This window comes from Thermus sp. CCB_US3_UF1, assembly GCF_000236585.1.
In the GTDB taxonomy this organism is placed as follows: domain Bacteria; phylum Deinococcota; class Deinococci; order Deinococcales; family Thermaceae; genus Thermus.
Map to the genome: position 1 here is coordinate 1,756,266 of NC_017278.1, position 17,495 is coordinate 1,773,760.

Here is a 17,495-nt window from a genome sequence, read left to right on the forward strand (position 1 = left end):
GGCCCGCGGGCCATGGGCACCCGTACCCCCTACCTATGCCAGCTCCCTGCACGGCCCCTTGCGCCCCGGAGCTATTCGTCAAAGCCCAGGGCCCGGAGGTAGCGCTTCACCAGGTAGTAGGGCTTGCGGGCCAGGTAGTCCTTGCCCTGCTCCACCCGCAAGACCCAGTGGGGCCGGAGGCCCAGCATCCGGGCGAACCGGGTGGCGGAGACTCCCAGGGTCTCCCGCCTGCGCTTGAGCTCGGCGATGAACTCCTCATCAAAGAGGAGTTCCTCCGTGATCTTGACCTTGCCCTCGAACTTTCCTCCCATGGCGTTCTCCCCCTTCTCCTTGGTCCTGTGACGACTCCTCGGACTGAAGTCCGAGGCTTCTCGGTTCCCAAGATACGGGCTTCGCCCGTGACCACGGGACGGCCCACGCCGTACCCATCCCCGAAGGCCCCGTCCAGGCCCTTGCCAGAACATTCAGCGCGGCGGCCACATCCCGATGCAGGGGAGTCCCACAACCCGGACAGGTAAATTCCCTCACCCAGAGGGGACGCTTTTCCCGGTGGCCGCACACTGGACAGTCCTGGCTTGTATGTTGGGGGTCTACCCCCACGACCCGCCTACCAGCTTCTTCCGCTTTGTAGGCGAGGATTTGGAGAAACTGCGCCCAACCCGCATCCAGAACTCCTTTGGATAGACGGGAGCGGGATAGGGCTTGGATGTTCAGATTCTCGTGAACGATGGTTCCATAGGTATTGACCAGCCTCCTTGCAATTTTATGGTGGAAGTCTTTGCGCTGGTTGGCGATTTTGCGGTGCAGCTTGGCAACCCGCTTTCTGGCCTTCTCGCGACGACGGCTGCCCCGCTTCTTGCGGGCAAGGCTGCGCTGTGCGGCGGCGAGTTTGGCTTGCGCCTTGTGGAGGTACCGGGGGGCCTCGACCATCTCCCCGTCGGAGGTGACGAGGAAGTGGGGGTTGGTGCCCAGGTCTATCCCGATGGCCCGGTTGTTGGAGGGAAGGGGCTTGGGGTCCACCTCGCAGACGAAGACGATGTACCACTCTTCCCCCTCCCTTTTGACCGTGGCGGTCTTCGGTTTCCCCTCCAGAGGACGGTGGAACTTGCACTTGACCGAGCCGATGCCGTACAACAGTACCCGACCCTTTTGAACCTTGACTCCTGTTTTATCCGCTTGGGGGAAGGTGAAGGAGTCGTAGCGCCCCTGCCCCTTGAAGCGGGGATAGCCCGCTTTCCCCTTGGCCTTAAGCCGTCGGAAGAAGCCCTGGAAGGCTTTGTCCACCCGCTCGATGACGTTCTGCAAGACCTGGGAATGAATGCGCTTGTACTCCGGCAGCTCGGCCCGTATCTCGGGCAGATACCTCTTCTGTTCGTAGAAGCCGACAGTCCTCCCGCCCTTCTTGTAGGCATCTCTACGCTCCTGCAAGGCGGCGTTGTACAGGCTGCGGCACAGCGCAAGGGTGCGCTCCAGGTCTTTTTGCTGGGGCCGGGTGGGGTAGAGTCGGTACTTGAACGCCTTATGCATCGTCTACCTGATGCTTGCGCTGCTCCTGGATGTAGCGCTCGATCACCTGGCGCGGTCGTGTAAGGATTTATGTGTAAGGGTCCGTGTTTAATAGGGGGGCACACCTTAGCACGAGGAGGTGCCCCGTGGACCAGGATACCTTGCGGATCTTGCTGAGGGAAGCGGTGCGGGAGACAGTAGCCGAGGTTCTGCAGACGGTTCTGGAGCTGGACCGGACGGCCTTCTTGCAGGTGCACGGAGGCCGCAGGAACGGCTACTACCCCCGCAAGCTGGAGACCACCTTCGGCCAGGTGGACCTGAAGGTCCCTAGGGATCGGGAATCTCGGTATTACCCGGCTTTCCTTAAGCCCTACGTCCGCCGCCTGGTGGACGTGGGGGAAGTGGCGGTAGCCCTTTACGCCGCCGGGGTCAGTCAGCGCAAGGCGGCCGAGATACTGAGCCTGCTCTTAGGCCACCGCTACTCCCACGAGACCCTGAGCGCCCTGACGGACGAGGTCCTGGAGGCGGCAGGAGCCTTCCGCACCCGGCCTTTGCCCGAGGAGATGGCCTTCGTCTACCTGGACGGGCTTTCCCTAAAGGTCTTCAGGGAAGGAGAAGGGATCGTACGGGAAAGCGTGTATGTGGCCCTGGGCATCGCCCCTAATGGGGAGAGGCGGGTCCTGGGGTTTTGGCTGTTGCCCACGGAGAGCGCCCTGGGATGGGAGGGGGTCCTGGGGGAGCTTTGGCAGCGGGGCCTGCGGCGGGTATTGCTCTTCATCACCGACGGGCTGCCCGGGCTTCCTGAAGCGATCCGCAGGGTCTACCCTCAGGCGGAATGGCAGCGGTGCGTGGTGCACGGGGTGCGGTGGAGCCTGTCCCAGGTGCGGGCGCGGGACCGGGGCCTGCTGGCGGAGGACCTGAGGCGGGTGTACGGGGCGGAGAGCCGGGAAGAAGCTCTTGGGGCCTTGGAGGAGGTGAAGGCCGCCTGGGGTTCGCGGTACCCGGGGGTGGTGGGGCTTTGGGTACAGGATTCGGGGGCCTTCCTGCGGTTCTACGGGTACCCCAAGGTGCTTTGGCCGTACCTGCGGAGCACCAACCTGATGGAGCGGTTTATCCGGGAAGTGCGGCGGGGGACGAAGGTGCGGGACCACAAGTTTCCTAAGGAAGAGGCGGTGTACAAGCTTCTTTACCTGGAGTCGGAGAGGCAGGAAGGGAGGTGGGCAGAGAGGAGGAACTGGCTAAGATCCTGGAAGCCGCCCGGCAACACCGCCTCTTCCCCCTCTTCTACCTCGCCGCCGCCTTCGGCCTCCGAAGAGGCGAGGTCCTCGGCCTCACCTGGCCCGACATAGACCTGGAAAAGGGCGAGCTCCACATACGCCGCGCCCTCGTCAAAGACCTCGCGTCTAACAAGCCCATCCTGACGGGTACCAAAACCCCCACCTCCAACCGCACCATCCCCCTCACCGAAGAAGCCATCGCCATCCTGGAAGAACACCGCCAGCGCCTCATAGACGACGGCCTCTACCAACCCAACGGCCTCGTCTTCCCTTCCCTCTCCGGTACCCCCATCCGCCCGGAAAACCTCAAACGGGCCTGGAAATCCATCCTCAACAAGGCCGGGGTGAAGTACGCCCGCCTCCACGACCTCCGGGGGACCTTCCTCACCCGGGTCATCCGCCAAACCGGGAACCCCAAACTCGCCGCCGCCCTAGCAGGCCACAAAACCCTCTCCACCACCCTCAAGCACTACACCCACATCTCCCAAGAAGAACTCAAATCCACCCTCCGCTCCCTTCAGGTCTTGCCAAAGGATAAGGACCCCGAAGACAATTGAGGGTAGATTGAGGGTAAACCTAAGCGAAAACCCCGGGATGGAACCCGGGGTTTTCATCGTCCTTAAGCCTGGTGGGCGCGAGTGGACTTGAACCACCGACCCCTACCGTGTCAAGGTAGTGCTCTGGCCACCTGAGCTACGCGCCCTTGCCTTTGGAGGCGCCGGCCGGATTCGAACCGGCGAATGGAGGTTTTGCAGACCTCTGCCTTACCCCTTGGCTACGGCGCCAAGCCGTAAGGTAGCATAGCACGCAGGGAAAATGCCTGTCAAGAAAGCCCATCCGCAAGGGAAAGTGCTATGATGCCAAGCAATGGCTGAGGTCTTCGTGCGCCTGCGGCGGGGCCGCTGGCCCTTTTCCAAGGGGCTTTTGTTGGAAGCCTTGCTGCCGCTTGGGGTGCCCCTCGAGGCCGCCCAGGCCCTGGCCCACACCGTGGAGGAGCGGCTCAAGGAGGAAGGGCGGAAGGAGGTCACCCCTAGGCTCCTGCGCCAGGTCTTCCTGGAAGAGGCGGCCAAGGCCTTGGGAGGCGAGCTTGCCGCCAAGCTGGCCCACCAGACCCTCCCCTTTGAGGAGATCCTGGTACTGGACGGCAAAAGGCGCCGCCCCTTCTCCAAGGGCCTCCTGGCGCAAAGCCTGGAGGAGGCGGGGCTTTCCCTGAAGGAGGCCCACGCCCTGGCCAAGGCGGTGGAACGCCACCTGCGGGAAGAGGGGGTACGGCAGATCTCCGCCCGCCGCCTAGAAGGCGTGGTGGCCCAGGAGGTGGGCCGGGCCAAGGGGGAGGCGGCGGCCCGGCGTTACCTGGAGCGCCGGGCCTTCGCCGGGGAGCTCTTCGTGGAAGAGGAAGAAGGCGAGCCAAGGATGCCCTTCTCCAAAGGCATCCTGGCCCAGTCCCTCATGGGGATCGGCCTCTCCCCCGAACAGGCCTACCGCCTGGCCCGGGAGATGGAGGGGGAGCTCAGGCGGGGGGAGCGGGTGGTGCGGCGCTCCGAACTGCGGGATCGGGTTTACCAGGCCCTTCTCAAGGAGGCGGGGGAGGAGGTGGCCCGGCGCTACCTTCTGCTCCGCCGCTTGCGGCGGCGGGCCCGGCCGGTGCACATCCTGATCGGGGGGGTCACGGGGGTGGGGAAAAGCGTGCTGGCCTCGGCCCTGGCCTACCGGCTGGGCATCACCCACATCGTGCCCTCGGATGCGGTGCGGGAGGTGTTCCGCGCCTCCCTCTCCAAAGACCTCCTCCCCACCCTGCACCTCTCCACCTTTGAGGCCTGGAAGGCCCTCCTGCCCCAGCTCACCGAGGAAGGGCACGAGGCCCGGGTTCTCCGGGGCTTCCTGGACCAGGTAGCCCGGGTGGCGGTGGGGCTTAGGGCCATCCAGGAGCGGAGCGCCCTCGAGGGGACCTCCATCGTCCTGGAAGGGGTGCACGTGGTGCCCCGCTACCTGGACCACCCCTACCGGGACAAGGTCCTCACCGTGCCCATGCTCCTGGTACTGCAGGACGAAAGGCTCCACCGGGACCGCTTCCTTCTCCGCGACCGGGAAACCGGCCACGCCCGCCCCCAGGACAAGTACCTGGCCCACTTCGCCGAGATCCGCCTCATCCAGGAACACCTCCTCCTTTGGGCCCAGGAGGAGGGCATCCCCGTGATCCCCGGGGAGGACCTGGACGAGGCGGTGGAAAAGGCCCTGGAGGTGCTGGTGGCCTACCTCGAGGCCCAGGGCATCCAGGAGGCGGCCCATGCTTGAGGCCCTAGGCTTCCTCCTGGTCCTGGGCCTGACCTTTCGCCTGGAAAAGCGCCTGCCCCTCGCCGTCCTCGGGGTCTGGCTCAACCTTCTCTGGTTCGTCTACCAAAACGAGCTGGGCTCGGGGTGGCTGGCCTACCTGCGGGGCCTGGGGGCGGGAATCTTTCTGGCGGCGGGCTACGGCAGGCCGGGCCTGGCCTGGGCCCTCACCCCCTGGCCCCTCCTCCTCTACCTGCGCCTGGACCTTCAGGAGCTTGCCTTCTACCTCCCCTCCCTGGGGGAGGGAATGCTCCTGGGGGCCCTCCTCTACCTGGCGGGCCTCCGCAAGCGGTAGAGGAGGTAGGGCAGGCCTACCCCTAAAACGCCACCGGCGAGGAAGGGTAGGGGGTGGCCGAAGAGGAGCTGCAGGAGGAAAAGGAGGGCGTAAAGCCCGGCGAAGAAGGGCACCGGGAAGGGCCTTTCCCCGTAGGCCACGGCCATGGCGCTCACAAAGAGCCCCACCGCCAGGGCCATCCCCTCCTGGTTGGGGCGGAGGAAGAGGAAAAAGGCGTAGGCCGCCACCCCCAGGAGGGCCAGGGCTTGGGCCAGGCGGTTGGGCTCCATCAGTCGCGGACGAAGCGCCTTACCAGGAGCTGGGAGAGGACCAAGGCTACCCCGCCCCAGGCCACCTGGGGCTCCCGGCCCCCAAAGCCCATGAAGGCGGAGAAAACCCCCGCAGCCAGGAAGTAGGGCACGTACCTGGGGTTCACCGTAAGCCCCAGGACGAAGGCCACCAAAAACCCCGCCGCCCCCGGGGGGAGGCTGGCCCCCAGGGCCAGGAAGAGGAGCATGAGGGCGATGGTGATGGCCCCAGCCAGGTAGTAGGCCCCGGGGAAGGGCTCCTTGCGCTTCTTACGCAGGTCCTTGGCCTCGGACATGGCCCAAGCTTATCACAGGAGGCCCGCGGCCTCGGCCACCGCCGAAAGGGTGGCGGGCACGGGGGGAGCAAGCCTGGCCACCCTTTCCGCCGTGGCCGGGTCCTTGAGGCCGTGGCCGGTGAGGGTGAGGACCACCTGGCTTCCCGCCTCCAGGGCCCCTTCCCTCAGGAGCTTCCAGACCCCGGCCATGGCCGCGGCGCTGGCGGGCTCCACGAAGATCCCCTCCACCTCGGCCAGGTAGCGGTAGGCGGCCAGGATCTCCTCGTCGCTGACCGCCTCAATCCGCCCTCCCGACTCCTCCTTGGCCCGCAGGGCCCCTTCCCAGCTGGCGGGGTGGCCGATGCGGATGGCCGTGGCCAGGGTCTCCGGCCTCTCCACCGGACGGCCCAGGACCAAAGGGGCGGCCCCTGCGGCCTGGAAGCCCAGCATCCGGGGCAGGCGGCTGGCCTTGCCCAGGGCGTGGTACTCCTTGTACCCCATCCAGTGGGCGGTGATGTTCCCCGCGTTCCCCACGGGCAGGGCGTGGTAGTGGGGGGCATCCCCCAGCTCGTCCACCACCTCAAAGGCCAGGGTCTTCTGCCCCTCCAGGCGGTAGGGGTTCAGGGAGTTGACCAGGGCCACGGGGTAGGCCTCGGTGAGGGCCTTGGTGAGGGCCAGGGCCTGGTCAAAGTTCCCCTCCACCTGGACGATGCGGGCCCCGTGGACCAGGCTCTGGGCCACCTTGCCCAGGGCCACGTACCCCGCGGGGAGGACCACGATGGCCCCGATCCCCGCCCGGGCGGCGTAGGCGGCGGCGCTGGCGGCGGTGTTCCCCGTGCTGGCCGCCGCCACGGCCTTGGCCCCCGCCTCCACCGCCTTGGAGACCGCCAGGGTCATCCCTCGGTCCTTGAAGCTCCCCGTGGGGTTCAGGCCCTCCAGCTTGGCGAAGAGCCTTACCCCTTGCCGCCTGGCCTCCTCGGGGCCCTTCAGGGGGACCAGGGGGGTGGAACCCTCCAGGAGGGAGACCACCGGGGTACCGGAGGAAACCGGTAGGTGGGCGCGGTAACGCTCCATCAGGGGCAGGCGCATGGGAATATGCTTTTCCCTTTCCCCCCCAAGCGTCAAGGCACCCCGGGGAAGGGGCTGCCCTCGGCCAAGGGCGGCCTGGGGGCAGGGGCAGGCAGGTGGCCGGGGGAGCCGGCAAGGAGGCGGAAGAGGTCCGCAAGGAGGCCGCTGGCCGTGGCCCCACCCCCCGCCCCCGGGCCGGTGACGAGGGCCTCCCCCAGGGGATGGGCGCGCACCCAAAGGGCATTCCCCCGGGCTTGGGCCAGGGGGTGGTCCTGGGGGATGCGCCTGGGGGCCACGGCGGCCCGCCACCGACCCCCTTCCCCATAGAGGCTTGCCACCAGGCGCACCCTTTCCCCTTGGGCCTCCGCCCTTTTCAAGACCTCCGGGGTGAGGCGGGTGATGCCCTGGACCTCCACCTGGGTTAGGGGGAAGCCCGGGTCCACCAGGAGCCGGGCCAGGAGGGTGAGCTTGTGGGCGGCATCGGTTCCCTCCACGTCCAGGCTGGGGTCGGCCTCGGCGTAGCCCAGGCGTTGGGCCTCGGCCAGGGCCTCCCCGTAGGTCCGCCCCTTTTCCATCTCCTGGAGGATGTAGAGGGTGGTGCCGTTGAGGATGCCGTGGAGCTCCAGAAGCCGGCTCCCCCTTAGGGTTTCCAAAAAGGAGAGGGCGGGGGTGCCGGCCATGACGCTGGCCTCGTGGTAGATGAGCCCCTCCTCGGCGAAGGGGCGTAAGGCCTCCCAGGCCTCGGCCAAGAGGGCCTTGTTGGCGGTGATGAGGGGAATGCCGGCCTCCAGGGCAGGCCGCACCAGGCCCAGGGGCACCTCCACCCCGCCCAAGGCCTCCACCACCACGTCGGCCTCCGAGAGGTCAAAGGGCCTGGAGCGCAGGAGGCTTTCGGGGATGGCCCGGGGCTTGTCCAGGCTGCGCACCAGCACCCCGAGGAACTCCGGGGCAAACCCCAGGGCGTGGAAGTCAGGGAGGCGTTCCTGGACCAGGGCGTAAAAGGCCCCCCCCACGGTGCCGCCCCCCAGGAGGGCGATGCGTAAGGGCTCCATGGGGGGATTATAGGCTAAGGGCATGGACCCTGGGGCCCTCCTGGAGGAGGCGGCAAGGGCGCGGGGCCTGGGGGTGGCCTGGGCCCCCCTGGAGGGCCTCGAGGCCCAGGAGGCCCGCTTCCGGGCCTGGCTGGCGGCAGGCCGGCACGGGGGGATGGCTTACCTGGAGGCGCGGGTAGAGGAGCGCTTCCGCCCCCGCCTTCGCTTCCCTTGGGCGCGAAGCGCCCTCCTCCTCTTCGCCCCCTACGCCTACCCCGACCCCGGGGTGCCCCCAGGGGGCCTCAGGGTGGGCCGGGTGGCCCGCTACGCCTGGGTGCGGGACTACCACCGCCTCCTGGGGGAGGAGGTCCGGCACCTGGAGGCCCTGGCCCGGGGCCTCGGGCTGGAGGCCAAGGGCTACGTGGACCACGGGCCCCTTCCCGAGCGGACCCTGGCCGCCCTATCGGGGGCGGGATGGATTGGGCGGAGCGGCTACTTCCTCTCCCCAGGCCTAGGGGTCCACGCCTTCATCGGGGTCCTCCTCACCCCCCTGGAGGTGGAGCCTCCTCCCCTCCACCCCGGGCGGTGCGGCCGCTGCGCCCGCTGCCTTCCCGCCTGCCCCACAGGGGCCCTCCTGGGGGACGGGACCCTGGAGGCCCGGCGGTGCGTGAGCTACCTCACCGTGGAGCACAAGGGCTTCCTCCCCCCAGCCCTCTGGCCGGGGATAGGGGAGTGGCTCTTAGGGTGTGACCTCTGCGGGGAGGTCTGCCCCTGGGGGCGTTTCGGCAAGGCCTGGGCGGGCTTCCGCCCCGAGCCGGAGCTGGCCCATCCGGACCTGGGGGAGTTTTTCCGCCTTTCCGGGCGGGCCTTTTGGCGCAAGTACGGGGACACGGCCTTCGCCCGGCCTGGCCGGGCCCGGATGGCCCGGAACGCCCTCATTGTCCTGAGCAACCTGGGCCTGGGAGAGGGCCTCATGGCCGAGGCGGCCCGGGACCCAAGCCCCCTGGTGCGGCGCACCGCCCTCCACGCCCTCTTCCGGGCGGGGAAGGGGGTGGAGGGGTTCCTGGAGGACCCAGACCTGAGGCAGGAGGCCAAGGCCCTCCTAGAGGGCGGCGAAGCGGCCCGTGCGGTAGACCCGCTCCAGGGCCCGGGGGAGGTCCCAGGCCCTTAGGTCAAAAAGGAGGCGGCCCAGATCGTAGGGCACCTTGAGGAAGCGGGCCTCGAGGGTGTCCGTGTCCAGGACCAGGGCGTCGGCCCCGGGTTCCCCGGAAAGGCTCAGGCCCACGCTCCCGGGGTCGGCCAGAAGGCCCGTCCCCACCCGGCGGGCCAGGGGCAGGTGCCGCCCCCCGAGGAGGAGGACCTGGGCCCCGTAGCGCTCCAGGAGGGCCAAAAACTCCTTGGCTGGGCCCAGGAGGTCGGGGTGCTCCTCGGGGCGGCCGGGCTTGCCGTGGAAGCCCACCAGGCGCTTATCCCCGTAGGTGCGGCGGTGGGAAAGGCGTAAGGAACGAAGGTAAGCGAGCTCCTTTTCGGAAAGCCGGGAGCGGGTCCACTCCAAGGTGGCCTTGCCCAGCCCCTCGGGAAGCGGGACGGGCAGGGGGTAGGCCACCCGCAGGTCCCAGGCCCCGGCGATGGCGGGAAGCCCTTCCCGCCAGAGGAGGGCGATGACCTCCTTGGGGTGGGGGCCGTAGCCCACCAGGTCCCCCAGGACCAGGACCTCGTCCACGCCCTCGGCCCTGAGGGCCTCCAGGGCGGCCTCGAGGGCGGGCAGGTTGGCGTGGATATCGGAGAGAACCCCCAGGCGCATGCACCCATTCTGCCATCCTTTCCCCCAAGGGCCTGGGCAATCTGGACCCAAGCCCGTATGGTAAGGGGGTGCAGGCCTTGGCCCTGGGCCTTCTCCTGGCCCTGACCCTTCCCCCCTTTCCCCTGGGCCCCCTGGCCCCCCTGGTCCTGGTGCCCCTTCTCCGGGGAGGCTTCCGCAAGGGGTTCTGGGCCGGGCTAGGGTTTTGGGGCCTCCACCTGGCCTGGCTTCCCCAAAGCTTCGCGGTCCTGTTCGGCCCCTGGGGGGCGGTGCCCTTCCTCCCCCTGGTCCTCCTCAAGGCCCTCACCTTTGGCCTCCTCTTCGCCCTCACCCCCACGCCCCTCCTGCGGGTGGGGGGCTGGGTGGTCCTGGAGTGGCTCACGGAGCAGGGGGAGCTGGCCTTCCCCTGGGGGCTTTTGGGGTACGCCCTCCTCGAGGCCCCGGGGAGGGTTTTGGCCGCCTGGGGCGGGGTCTACCTCCTCTCCCTCCTGGTCCTCCTTCTGGCCTTGGGCCTTTCCCAAAGGCGCTACTGGCTCCTTTTGCCCTGGGCCCTCCTCTGGCTTTGGCCCCTGCCGGAAACCCCAGCCCCCGAGCGGGCCCTCCTGGTGCAGGGCAACGTCAACCCCCTGGCCAAGGTCCAGGGGGACCTGGGGGAGGCGGTCTACCCCCGGCTCACCGCCCAGGGCCTGGCCCGCCACCCCGAGGCCAGCCTGGTGGTCTGGCCGGAGACCGCGGTCTGGACCCTTCCCCAAGGCATAGAGGGGGTCCTGGGGGGGCGGCCCCTGGTCACGGGGCTCAACCTCTACGGCCCCAACCGGGCCGTCCTCTACCAAGAGGAAAGGGTCCTGGCCCAGTACGATAAGGTGCGCCTGGTGCCCTTCGGGGAACGCTTTCCCTTCCGCGAGGCCTTGGGCGGGGTCTACGCCTTCTTCTTCCGCGCCCTGGGCCTGGGGGAGCTGGCCGACCGGACCCCGGGGAGCCGGGTGGCCCCCTTGGGCCCCTACGGGGCCATGATCTGCTACGAGTCCGTCTTCCCCTCCACCGCCCGGGCCTTGGTGCGGGAAGGGGCAGGGGTGCTGGTCCTCCTCACCAACGACGCCTGGTACGGTCCCTCCTTCGGCGGGCGGCAGCACTTTGCCCTGGGGCGGCTGCGGGCAGTGGAGACGGGGCGCTGGCTCCTGAGGGCCGGGAACGACGGCATCACCGCCAGCATTGACCCCCTGGGCCGGGTGGTGGCGGCCATCCCCGCGCAGCGGGAGGGCTACCTCCTGGCCCCCTTCGCCTTCCGGGAAGGGCTTACCCCTTACGCCCGCTATGGGGACTGGGCGGTGGGGCTGGCGTTGACGCTTGCCCTCCTGGGCCTTATCCTTAGGGTGCGCCCGCCGGGGTGGCGGAACCGGTAGACGCGGCAGACTCAAAATCTGTTGCCCGACGAGGGCGTGCGGGTTCGAGTCCCGCCCCCGGCACCAAGGAGGCCCCGCAAGGGGCCCTTAGCCTTTGTCCCATAGGGCCAGGAGGTAGCCCTCCGTGGCCTCGAGGCGGGGCGGGCTTCCCAAGGCCTTTTGGAAAAGCTCCTGGAGGCCCTCAGGAGAAAACCGCCGCCCTAGGGGCGGGCCCACCTCCTCCTCCCGGTAGGGCCACTCCAGCACGGCCACCCTGCGGGCCACCCGGGCCGCCTCCCGGAGGGCGGGAAGGGGGTCCAGGTGGTGGAGGGAGAGGCCGAAAAAGGCCAGGTCAAAGCTGGCCTCGGGAAAGGGCAGGGCCTCGGCCCGCCCTTCCACGAAGCGGGCCCCCTTGACCTTGGCCCGGGCCACCTCCAGGCGGTCGGCCCGGGGGTCCAGGCCCACGGTGAAAAGCCCCAGGGCGGCGAAGGCCTCGGCGAAGACCCCGGTGCCGGTGCCCAGGTCCAGGGCGCTCTTGGCGAAGAAGCCCTCAAGGGCCTTCTTTGCGATCTCCCCAGGGGGAAAGCGCTGGAGGCGCTCGGGGCGGCGGAAGGGGTCTTGGGCCTGGCAGGCGTTGGTGAGGAGGGCCCAAAGGACCAGGGGCCCCTCGGCGCCCGCGGCCAGAAAAGCCTCCTTCAGGGCTTGGAAGACGCCTTCTGCCTCCCCGGAAACCTCGGAGTGGGTGGGAAAAACGCGGAGGTCCAGCCCGCCCTTCTCCAGGGCGGAAAGGGCCTTCTCCACCGCCCGGTAATCCCCCTGCAGGAGGGGGTAAAGGGCCAAGAGGGCCTTCACCGCCATCGTCCCAAGTATAGGGCCGGGCGGTTGCCCGCCCGCCTACCCGCCCGGTCGGCCTCGGGGAAAGGGGGTGGGGCCTCCGGAGCCAGGTAGACCGCCCCCCCTTCCGCCTCGGGGGGGCCCAGGAGGGCGTGGAGGTCCTCCCGGGAGAGGAAGCGGGCCCCTTTCCAGGGCAGGACCCCCTTTTCCCCCAACCGGCGGTACAGGGCCGCCCAGGGGGAGAGGGCCTCGAGGATCCCCACCACCAGGGCCCCTCCCGGCCTCCGCACCCGCTTGGCCTCGGCCAGGACCCGCTCCACGTCCTCCACGAACTCCAAGACGGTGAAGAGGAGGACCAGGTCAAACGCACCCTCGGGGAAGGGCAGGGCCTCGCCCCTGGCCGCCACCCACTCCGCCTCCGGCACCCGCTTGCGCCCTACCCGGAGCATGGCGGAAGAGGGCTCCACCCCCACCTTTTTCGGGTAGGGAAGCCGCCCAAGCCAGTACCCCGTCCCCGCCCCCACCTCCAAAAGGCTCTCCCCAAAGGGGAGAAGCCCCTTCAGGGCCCGCTCCTCCTCCCCGATGACGTAGGCCCCCAAGGGGGTCTGGTACCAGGCCTCGTAGGCCTCGGCCAGGCCGGCAAAAGGGTCCTCCATGCCCCTAGCCTAACCGTACCACCACCCCTTCGTCGGGGCGCAGGAGGAGGCGGCCCGCCACCCCTTCCTCCCGGTCCAGGTGGGTGGAGAGGACCACCCGCCCCTCCCGGGGAAGCTCCAGGGCCTTCTCCCGGTCGGTGAGGTTTAGGGCCACGAGCCAGCCCTCCCCCCGGAGGTAGGCGTAGACCCCGCCCCCGGCCCGGTAGGTGCGGTAGGCCCCGTAGAGGAGCTCCGGTTCCTTCCTCAGGGCGATGAGGCGGCGGACCAGGTGGAGGGGGGAGCGGGGGTCTTTCTCCTGGGCGGCCACGTTGCGCTCCCGCCAGTCGGGGTTCAGGGGCAGCCAGGGCTCGCGGGTGGAGAAGCCGGCGAAGGGGGTGTCGTCCCAGGGCATGGGGGTACGCTCGGGGTCCCGCCCGGGGGGCAGGCCGTGCTCCCCCTTGCGGTCCTTCTGCCTTAGGGCCGCGGGGTCCTGCACCTTGTCCGGGGGGATTTCCCCGTTGGGCAGGGCCAGCTCGTCCCCGTAGTACCAGGTGGGGGTACCCCGCAGGGTGAAGAGGAGGGTGGCCGCCACCCGGGCCTGGGCCTCCCCCAGCCTCGAGGCCAGCCGGGGCTGGTCGTGGTTGCCCAGGACCCAGTTGGGCCAGTCCCAAGGGGTGAGGAGGCTTTCGTACTCCTCCACGATGCGGGCCAGGTTCTCTGGCCGCCAGTCCGCAAGGCCACGGAAGATGAGGTGGAAGTTGAAGGGCAGGTGGCAACCCGCCTGGTAGTAGCGCACCAGCTGGGGGTAGGGCAGGTAGATCTCCCCCACCATCACCCGCTCCCGGCCAGGCTGGGAAAACTCATCCAGGACGTAGCGCATCTCCCGCACGTAGGCGTAGGTTTCCGGCTGGTCCTCGGTGTAGAGGTGGAGGTGGCGCCCCCGGTCGTACATCCCGGGGCGCCAGTCGGGGTTGCCGGGCTCGTCCCGCAGCAGGAGGTCCTCGGCCAGGAGCCAGAGGACATCCACCCTGAACCCGTCCACCCCCCGCCGGAGCCAGAAGCGCATGGCCTCATACACGGCCTCCCGCACCTCGGGGTTGCGCCAGTTGAGGTCGGGCTGCTCGGGGAGGAACTGGTGCAGGTAGTACTGGCCCGTCTTCTCGTCGTAGGTCCAGGCCGGTCCCCCGAAGAAGCTCTGCCAGTTGTTGGGGGGGCCACCCCCCGGGGCCGGGTCGGCCCAGACGTACCAGTTGCGCTTGGGGTTGTCCCGCGAGCTTCGGGACTCCAGGAACCAGGGGTGCTGGTCGGAGGTGTGGTTGGGGACCAGGTCGATGAGGACCCTTAGCCCCAGGGCGTGGGCCTCCTGGAGGAGGCGGTCAAAGTCCTCCAGGGTGCCGAAGATGGGGTCCACATCGGTGTAGTCGGCCACGTCGTAGCCGAAGTCCTTCATGGGGCTCTTGTAGAAGGGGGAAAGCCAGAGGGCATCCACCCCCAGGGCCTTCAGGTAAGGAAGCCGCCGCCGAACCCCTTCCAGGTCCCCGATGCCGTCCCCGTTGCTGTCCTGGAAGCTCCGGGGGTAGATCTGGTAGATCACCGCCTCCTTCCACCACATGCCCCGAGTTTACCCCGGCGGGGCCGGGGGTGGAAGCTCTTCCAGAAGCTGAAACCTGGCCACCCGCTTCCGCTTGAGCCAGAGAGGGAAAGGGGCCCTGGGACCCGTACCGCCACCTCCTCCTCGGTTTCCCCGTGGCGGGCCAGGAAGAAGACCCGGTAGAGCCCGCCCCCCTCGTGGCGGTACAGGCCGGGCTTAACCGGCTCGGACGGGCGTGGCCTGGGGGTGGAACTGGGCCTCCTCGGGGAGGAGGCGGCGCTTTTTGCCCCGGCGGTAGACCGCATCCCACATGCGGCAGAAGGCGCAGACCGCCCCCGTGGTGGGGTACCCGCAGCGCTGGCACTGGGAGAGGGGCACCTCCCCGGGGGCTTGCAGGTGGGGCTGTATCCTTTCCAGAAAGCCCTCGAGGAAGCGCAGCTTGGCCCCAGGCATCTCCGCCTCCACCCGGTTCAGGGCCTCCTTGTAGAGGAGGCTCTTGGCCCCCTTGGCGTTGGGGCATTCCTCGTGCAGGTAGCGGATGCCGCGGAGGAGGGTGTAGGAGAGGACCTCCCGCTCGCTGAAGCGGTAAAAGGGCTTGACCCGGGCGGCCAGGCCGGGCCTTTCCGGCAAAACCGGCCCCTGGCGGGCCAGGGCATCCTCTTGGGGGTTGAGGAGGTTGCCGAAAAGGACCGCGGCCTCGTCGTCCAGGTTGTGCCCCGTGGCCACGGCGCGGAACCCCTCCTCCACCGCCACCTGGTTGAGGATGTAGCGCTTGGAAAGCCCGCAGGCGGAGCAGGCCACCCGGCCAGAAAGCTCGGCCAATTCCGGCACGCCGAAGCCGTAGGCCTCCCTCAGGTCCACCACCAGAAGCTCCAGGCCCCGCTCCCGGGCAAAGGCCTGGGTGACCTCGAGGCTCCGCTCGGAATAGGCGCCAATGCCGAGCTGGATGTGGAGCCCCACCGCCTGGTACCCCAGGCGGTGGAGGACATCCCACAGGGCCAAGGAGTCCTTCCCCCCGGAAACGGCCACCAGGACCCGTTCCCCGGGGGTGAGCATCCGGTGGCGGCGGATGGCCCTTTCCGTTTCCTTCACGAACCAGTCCAGGTAGTGGGCCTTGCACAAGGCCAGGCCCCGGCCCCTAAGCTCCACCTGGGCCTTTTCCCCGCAGACCTTGCAGACCATGCCTAGCCCCCGGAGATGGCGGAGAGGACCTCCAAGGTGTCCTCCTCCCCCACCCGCGCGTCCAGGGTGAGAAGCTCCTCCCCCCGCACGGCCACCACGGTTTCCGGGTTCAGGCCCAGCTCCAAGAGGACTTCCCTCAGGGAACGGTTCCCGCGAACCTCCACCTCCTTGCGCTCGGGCAGCCTAAGGATCACCTTCACCCCGCTAGTGTAGCAGGTAGGAGCCCACCAGCTCCATGAGCCTCCCCAGGGTGAGGCGGTTGCGCTTCTCGATCTCGGGCCGGCGGGGGATGGGGGGGTAGGGGTCGGGCGGGTCGTGGAGGGTGGGGGTGAGGGGCTGGCCAAGCCTGGCCTCCCAGGCCCTAAGCCACTCCTCGGGGAGGCGCTCCGGCAGGGGCAGGCCGTGGAAGACGTGGTAGAGCAGGGTCCAGACCCGCACCGTGGCGTCCAGGCTGTACCCGCCCCCAAGGGTAAAGAGGACCCTCCCCCCGGCGAAGGCCTCGGCGTACTCCAGGATGAGGGGGAAAAGCCGGGCGTAGGCCCGGGTGGTGAGGAGGAGGTCGGCCAGGGGGTCCAGGTAATGGGCATCCGCCCCCGCCTGCACCACCAGGACATCGGGCCGGAAGGCCTTAAGGGCCCAGGGGAGGAGGGCCTCAAAGACCTCCAGGTAGCTCTCGTCCTCGGTGAAGGGTTCCAGGGGCAGGTTGAGCTTCCTCCCCACCCCCTCCCCCCGGCCTATCTCGTGCACGTGCCCGGTACCGGGAAAAAGGTAGCGGCCAGACTCGTGGAGGCTTAGGGTGAGCACCTCCCCCTCCTCGTAATGGATCCACTGCACCCCGTCCCCGTGGTGCACGTCGATGTCCAGGTAGGCCACCCGCAGCCCGGCCCGGCTAAGGTGGCGGATGGCTACGGAAAGGTCGTTGTACACGCAAAAGCCCGAGGCCCGGTCGTACTGGGCGTGGTGCAGCCCCCCTCCCAGCTGCAACACCCGCTTCTCCCCGGAGAGGATCCGCCTCGCCCCCTCGAGGGTCCCCCCCACCAGGATCCGCGCCGCCCGGTCCATGCCGGGGAAGACCGGGGTGTCGGAGGTGCCCAGGCCGTAGTGGTCCAGATCGGGCACCCTCTCCCCCCGGCTTGCCGCCTCCACCCGGCGCACCAGGCGCTCGGAGTGAACGCTTAGGATCTCCTCCCGCGTGGCCTCCGGGGGCGGCACGGGCTCCCGCCACGCCCCCAGGGCCTGGAGCAGGGAAAGGAGCATCTCCAGGCGCAGGGGGCTAAAAGGGTGCTCCGGCCCGAAGTTGTACAGGCGGTACTCGTCCCGGTAGATCACCATGGCTTCTTGGGCGGCCAGAGCACGGCAAAACCCTGCTGGCGGAGCCCCTCGGCCAGCAGGTGGGTTTCCAGGGTGTTCACCCGCACCACCGCCCGGACGAAATCCCCGTCCTCGGGATAGGAAAGGAGGGAGTGGATGTTCACCCCCCGCCCCGCCAGGAAGCCCGTAAGGCGGGCCAGCTCCCCCACCCGGTCGGGCAGGCGCACCTCCAGCCGCCCCGAGGGCTCCGTGACCCCGGTGAGCTTGAGGAGGGCATCCAGGAGGTCAATCCCCGTGACGATGCCGAGGAGCACCCCGTCCTCCAGCACCGGCAAGGAGCCGATCTTCCGCTCCCGCATCACCCGGGCCGCCTCCTCCACCGGGTCCAGGGGATGGGCGGTAACCACCTCCCGGGTCATCACCTCCTCCACCCGGGTGCACCCCGGGCAGGGACCCTGGGGGTTGAGGTGGCTGGTGGCCAGGCGGATGTCCCGGTCGGTGAGGATGCCCACCAGCCTGCCTCCTTCCATCACGGGCAGGTGGCGGATGCCCTTCTCCAGGAGGAGCCTGTAGGCCTCCTCCAGGGTCCACTCCGGCCCCACGGTGATCACCGGGGCGTGCATCACGTCCTTGACCAGCATGGAAAAAGTATACCCCCCACAAGGGGGGGCTTGGCCTTCCGCAAAAGC

20 protein-coding genes and 3 tRNA genes are annotated in these 17,495 nt (G+C 69.0%); 7 read left to right on the forward strand and 16 right to left on the reverse strand.

Annotated elements, in window-relative coordinates; genetic code table 11:
* Window positions 1-71: 71 nt before the first annotated feature.
* The gene (locus TCCBUS3UF1_RS08685) at window positions 72-311 is read right to left on the reverse strand and encodes a helix-turn-helix transcriptional regulator (protein WP_014516141.1); all 240 of its coding nucleotides are present in this window, start codon (window positions 309-311) and stop codon (window positions 72-74) included.
* Entirely contained in the window at window positions 259-1,527 is a 1,269-nt protein-coding gene (locus TCCBUS3UF1_RS11635) for a transposase (RefSeq protein ID WP_231291389.1), read from the reverse strand. The genes TCCBUS3UF1_RS08685 and TCCBUS3UF1_RS11635 overlap by 53 nt, the downstream gene beginning before the upstream one ends.
* 83 nt (window positions 1,528-1,610) lie before the next feature.
* On the opposite strand from TCCBUS3UF1_RS11635, the gene TCCBUS3UF1_RS08695 reads away from it, so the two are divergent.
* Window positions 1,611-2,855 (forward strand): IS256 family transposase, encoded by a 1,245-nt coding sequence (locus tag TCCBUS3UF1_RS08695; RefSeq protein WP_014516142.1) that lies wholly within the window; start codon window positions 1,611-1,613, stop codon window positions 2,853-2,855.
* The gene (locus TCCBUS3UF1_RS11640) at window positions 2,753-3,340 is read left to right on the forward strand and encodes a site-specific integrase (protein ID WP_369791727.1); all 588 of its coding nucleotides are present in this window, start codon (window positions 2,753-2,755) and stop codon (window positions 3,338-3,340) included. The genes TCCBUS3UF1_RS08695 and TCCBUS3UF1_RS11640 overlap by 103 nt, the downstream gene beginning before the upstream one ends.
* Window positions 3,341-3,409: 69 nt before the next feature.
* On the opposite strand, the gene TCCBUS3UF1_RS08700 is transcribed toward TCCBUS3UF1_RS11640, so the two are convergent.
* Together TCCBUS3UF1_RS08700 and TCCBUS3UF1_RS08705 are read right to left on the reverse strand one after the other, a co-directional pair.
* A tRNA-Val gene (locus tag TCCBUS3UF1_RS08700) sits at window positions 3,410-3,486 on the reverse strand.
* A 7-nt stretch (window positions 3,487-3,493) separates the two neighbouring features.
* Window positions 3,494-3,568, reverse strand: a tRNA-Cys gene (locus TCCBUS3UF1_RS08705).
* Window positions 3,569-3,650: 82 nt separating this feature from the next.
* On the opposite strand from TCCBUS3UF1_RS08705, the gene TCCBUS3UF1_RS08710 reads away from it, so the two are divergent.
* Both TCCBUS3UF1_RS08710 and TCCBUS3UF1_RS08715 read left to right on the forward strand, forming a co-directional pair.
* A complete protein-coding gene (locus tag TCCBUS3UF1_RS08710; protein ID WP_014516144.1) occupies window positions 3,651-5,078 on the forward strand; it encodes an ATP cone domain-containing protein in 1,428 nt (475 codons plus the stop codon).
* Window positions 5,071-5,409, forward strand: coding sequence for a hypothetical protein (locus TCCBUS3UF1_RS08715; RefSeq protein ID WP_014516145.1), 339 nt, complete (start codon window positions 5,071-5,073; stop codon window positions 5,407-5,409). The genes TCCBUS3UF1_RS08710 and TCCBUS3UF1_RS08715 overlap by 8 nt, the downstream gene beginning before the upstream one ends.
* Here TCCBUS3UF1_RS08715 and TCCBUS3UF1_RS08720 read toward each other — a convergent pair.
* Genes TCCBUS3UF1_RS08720 through TCCBUS3UF1_RS08735 form a run of 4 tightly spaced genes read right to left on the reverse strand, consistent with a single transcriptional unit; the run spans window position 5,382 to window position 8,091 of the window.
* Window positions 5,382-5,678, reverse strand: coding sequence for a hypothetical protein (locus tag TCCBUS3UF1_RS08720; protein ID WP_014516146.1), 297 nt, complete (start codon window positions 5,676-5,678; stop codon window positions 5,382-5,384). The genes TCCBUS3UF1_RS08715 and TCCBUS3UF1_RS08720 overlap by 28 nt on opposite strands.
* Window positions 5,678-5,992, reverse strand: a complete 315-nt coding sequence (locus TCCBUS3UF1_RS08725) for a hypothetical protein (protein ID WP_014516147.1) — start codon at window positions 5,990-5,992, stop codon at window positions 5,678-5,680. Before TCCBUS3UF1_RS08725 ends, TCCBUS3UF1_RS08720 begins: the two co-directional genes overlap by 1 nt.
* A gap of 12 nt (window positions 5,993-6,004) precedes the next feature.
* A complete protein-coding gene (thrC, locus tag TCCBUS3UF1_RS08730; protein WP_041433855.1) occupies window positions 6,005-7,060 on the reverse strand; it encodes a threonine synthase in 1,056 nt (351 codons plus the stop codon).
* A gap of 32 nt (window positions 7,061-7,092) precedes the next feature.
* Window positions 7,093-8,091, reverse strand: coding sequence for a homoserine dehydrogenase (locus TCCBUS3UF1_RS08735; RefSeq protein ID WP_041434026.1), 999 nt, complete (start codon window positions 8,089-8,091; stop codon window positions 7,093-7,095).
* Window positions 8,092-8,113: 22 nt separating this feature from the next.
* Between TCCBUS3UF1_RS08735 and queG the strand changes: the two genes are divergently transcribed.
* A complete protein-coding gene (queG, locus tag TCCBUS3UF1_RS08740; RefSeq protein WP_014516150.1) occupies window positions 8,114-9,241 on the forward strand; it encodes a tRNA epoxyqueuosine(34) reductase QueG in 1,128 nt (375 codons plus the stop codon).
* On the opposite strand, the gene TCCBUS3UF1_RS08745 is transcribed toward queG, so the two are convergent.
* The gene (locus TCCBUS3UF1_RS08745; protein WP_041433856.1) at window positions 9,173-9,874 is read right to left on the reverse strand and encodes a metallophosphoesterase; all 702 of its coding nucleotides are present in this window, start codon (window positions 9,872-9,874) and stop codon (window positions 9,173-9,175) included. The genes queG and TCCBUS3UF1_RS08745 overlap by 69 nt on opposite strands.
* 68 nt (window positions 9,875-9,942) lie before the next feature.
* Here TCCBUS3UF1_RS08745 and lnt point away from each other — a divergent pair, with 68 nt between their 5' ends.
* On the forward strand, window positions 9,943-11,274 hold the full coding sequence (gene lnt / locus TCCBUS3UF1_RS11645; RefSeq protein ID WP_014516151.1) for an apolipoprotein N-acyltransferase: 1,332 nt from the start codon (window positions 9,943-9,945) through the stop codon (window positions 11,272-11,274).
* A tRNA-Leu gene (locus TCCBUS3UF1_RS08760) sits at window positions 11,253-11,340 on the forward strand. The genes lnt and TCCBUS3UF1_RS08760 overlap by 22 nt, the downstream gene beginning before the upstream one ends.
* Window positions 11,341-11,361: 21 nt before the next feature.
* Here TCCBUS3UF1_RS08760 and TCCBUS3UF1_RS08765 read toward each other — a convergent pair.
* From TCCBUS3UF1_RS08765 to TCCBUS3UF1_RS08795, 7 genes are all read right to left on the reverse strand, one after another.
* Window positions 11,362-12,111, reverse strand: a complete 750-nt coding sequence (locus tag TCCBUS3UF1_RS08765; RefSeq protein WP_014516152.1) for a methyltransferase domain-containing protein — start codon at window positions 12,109-12,111, stop codon at window positions 11,362-11,364.
* Entirely contained in the window at window positions 12,102-12,743 is a 642-nt protein-coding gene (locus TCCBUS3UF1_RS08770; RefSeq protein WP_014516153.1) for a class I SAM-dependent methyltransferase, read from the reverse strand. The genes TCCBUS3UF1_RS08765 and TCCBUS3UF1_RS08770 overlap by 10 nt, the downstream gene beginning before the upstream one ends.
* Window positions 12,744-12,747: 4 nt before the next feature.
* On the reverse strand, window positions 12,748-14,334 hold the full coding sequence (locus tag TCCBUS3UF1_RS08775) for an alpha-amylase family glycosyl hydrolase (RefSeq protein WP_014516154.1): 1,587 nt from the start codon (window positions 14,332-14,334) through the stop codon (window positions 12,748-12,750).
* A 195-nt stretch (window positions 14,335-14,529) separates the two neighbouring features.
* Complete coding sequence (locus TCCBUS3UF1_RS08780) at window positions 14,530-15,495, reverse strand: ATP-binding protein (RefSeq protein WP_014516155.1); 966 nt, start codon at window positions 15,493-15,495, stop codon at window positions 14,530-14,532.
* A gap of 2 nt (window positions 15,496-15,497) precedes the next feature.
* The gene (locus TCCBUS3UF1_RS08785; RefSeq protein ID WP_014516156.1) at window positions 15,498-15,695 is read right to left on the reverse strand and encodes a MoaD/ThiS family protein; all 198 of its coding nucleotides are present in this window, start codon (window positions 15,693-15,695) and stop codon (window positions 15,498-15,500) included.
* Window positions 15,696-15,699: 4 nt separating this feature from the next.
* The gene (locus TCCBUS3UF1_RS08790) at window positions 15,700-16,827 is read right to left on the reverse strand and encodes an acetoin utilization protein AcuC (RefSeq protein ID WP_041433859.1); all 1,128 of its coding nucleotides are present in this window, start codon (window positions 16,825-16,827) and stop codon (window positions 15,700-15,702) included.
* Window positions 16,821-17,447: a CBS and ACT domain-containing protein gene (locus tag TCCBUS3UF1_RS08795; RefSeq protein WP_014516158.1), complete on the reverse strand. Its 627-nt coding sequence runs from the start codon at window positions 17,445-17,447 to the stop codon at window positions 16,821-16,823. Before TCCBUS3UF1_RS08795 ends, TCCBUS3UF1_RS08790 begins: the two co-directional genes overlap by 7 nt.
* Window positions 17,448-17,495 lie beyond the last annotated feature (48 nt).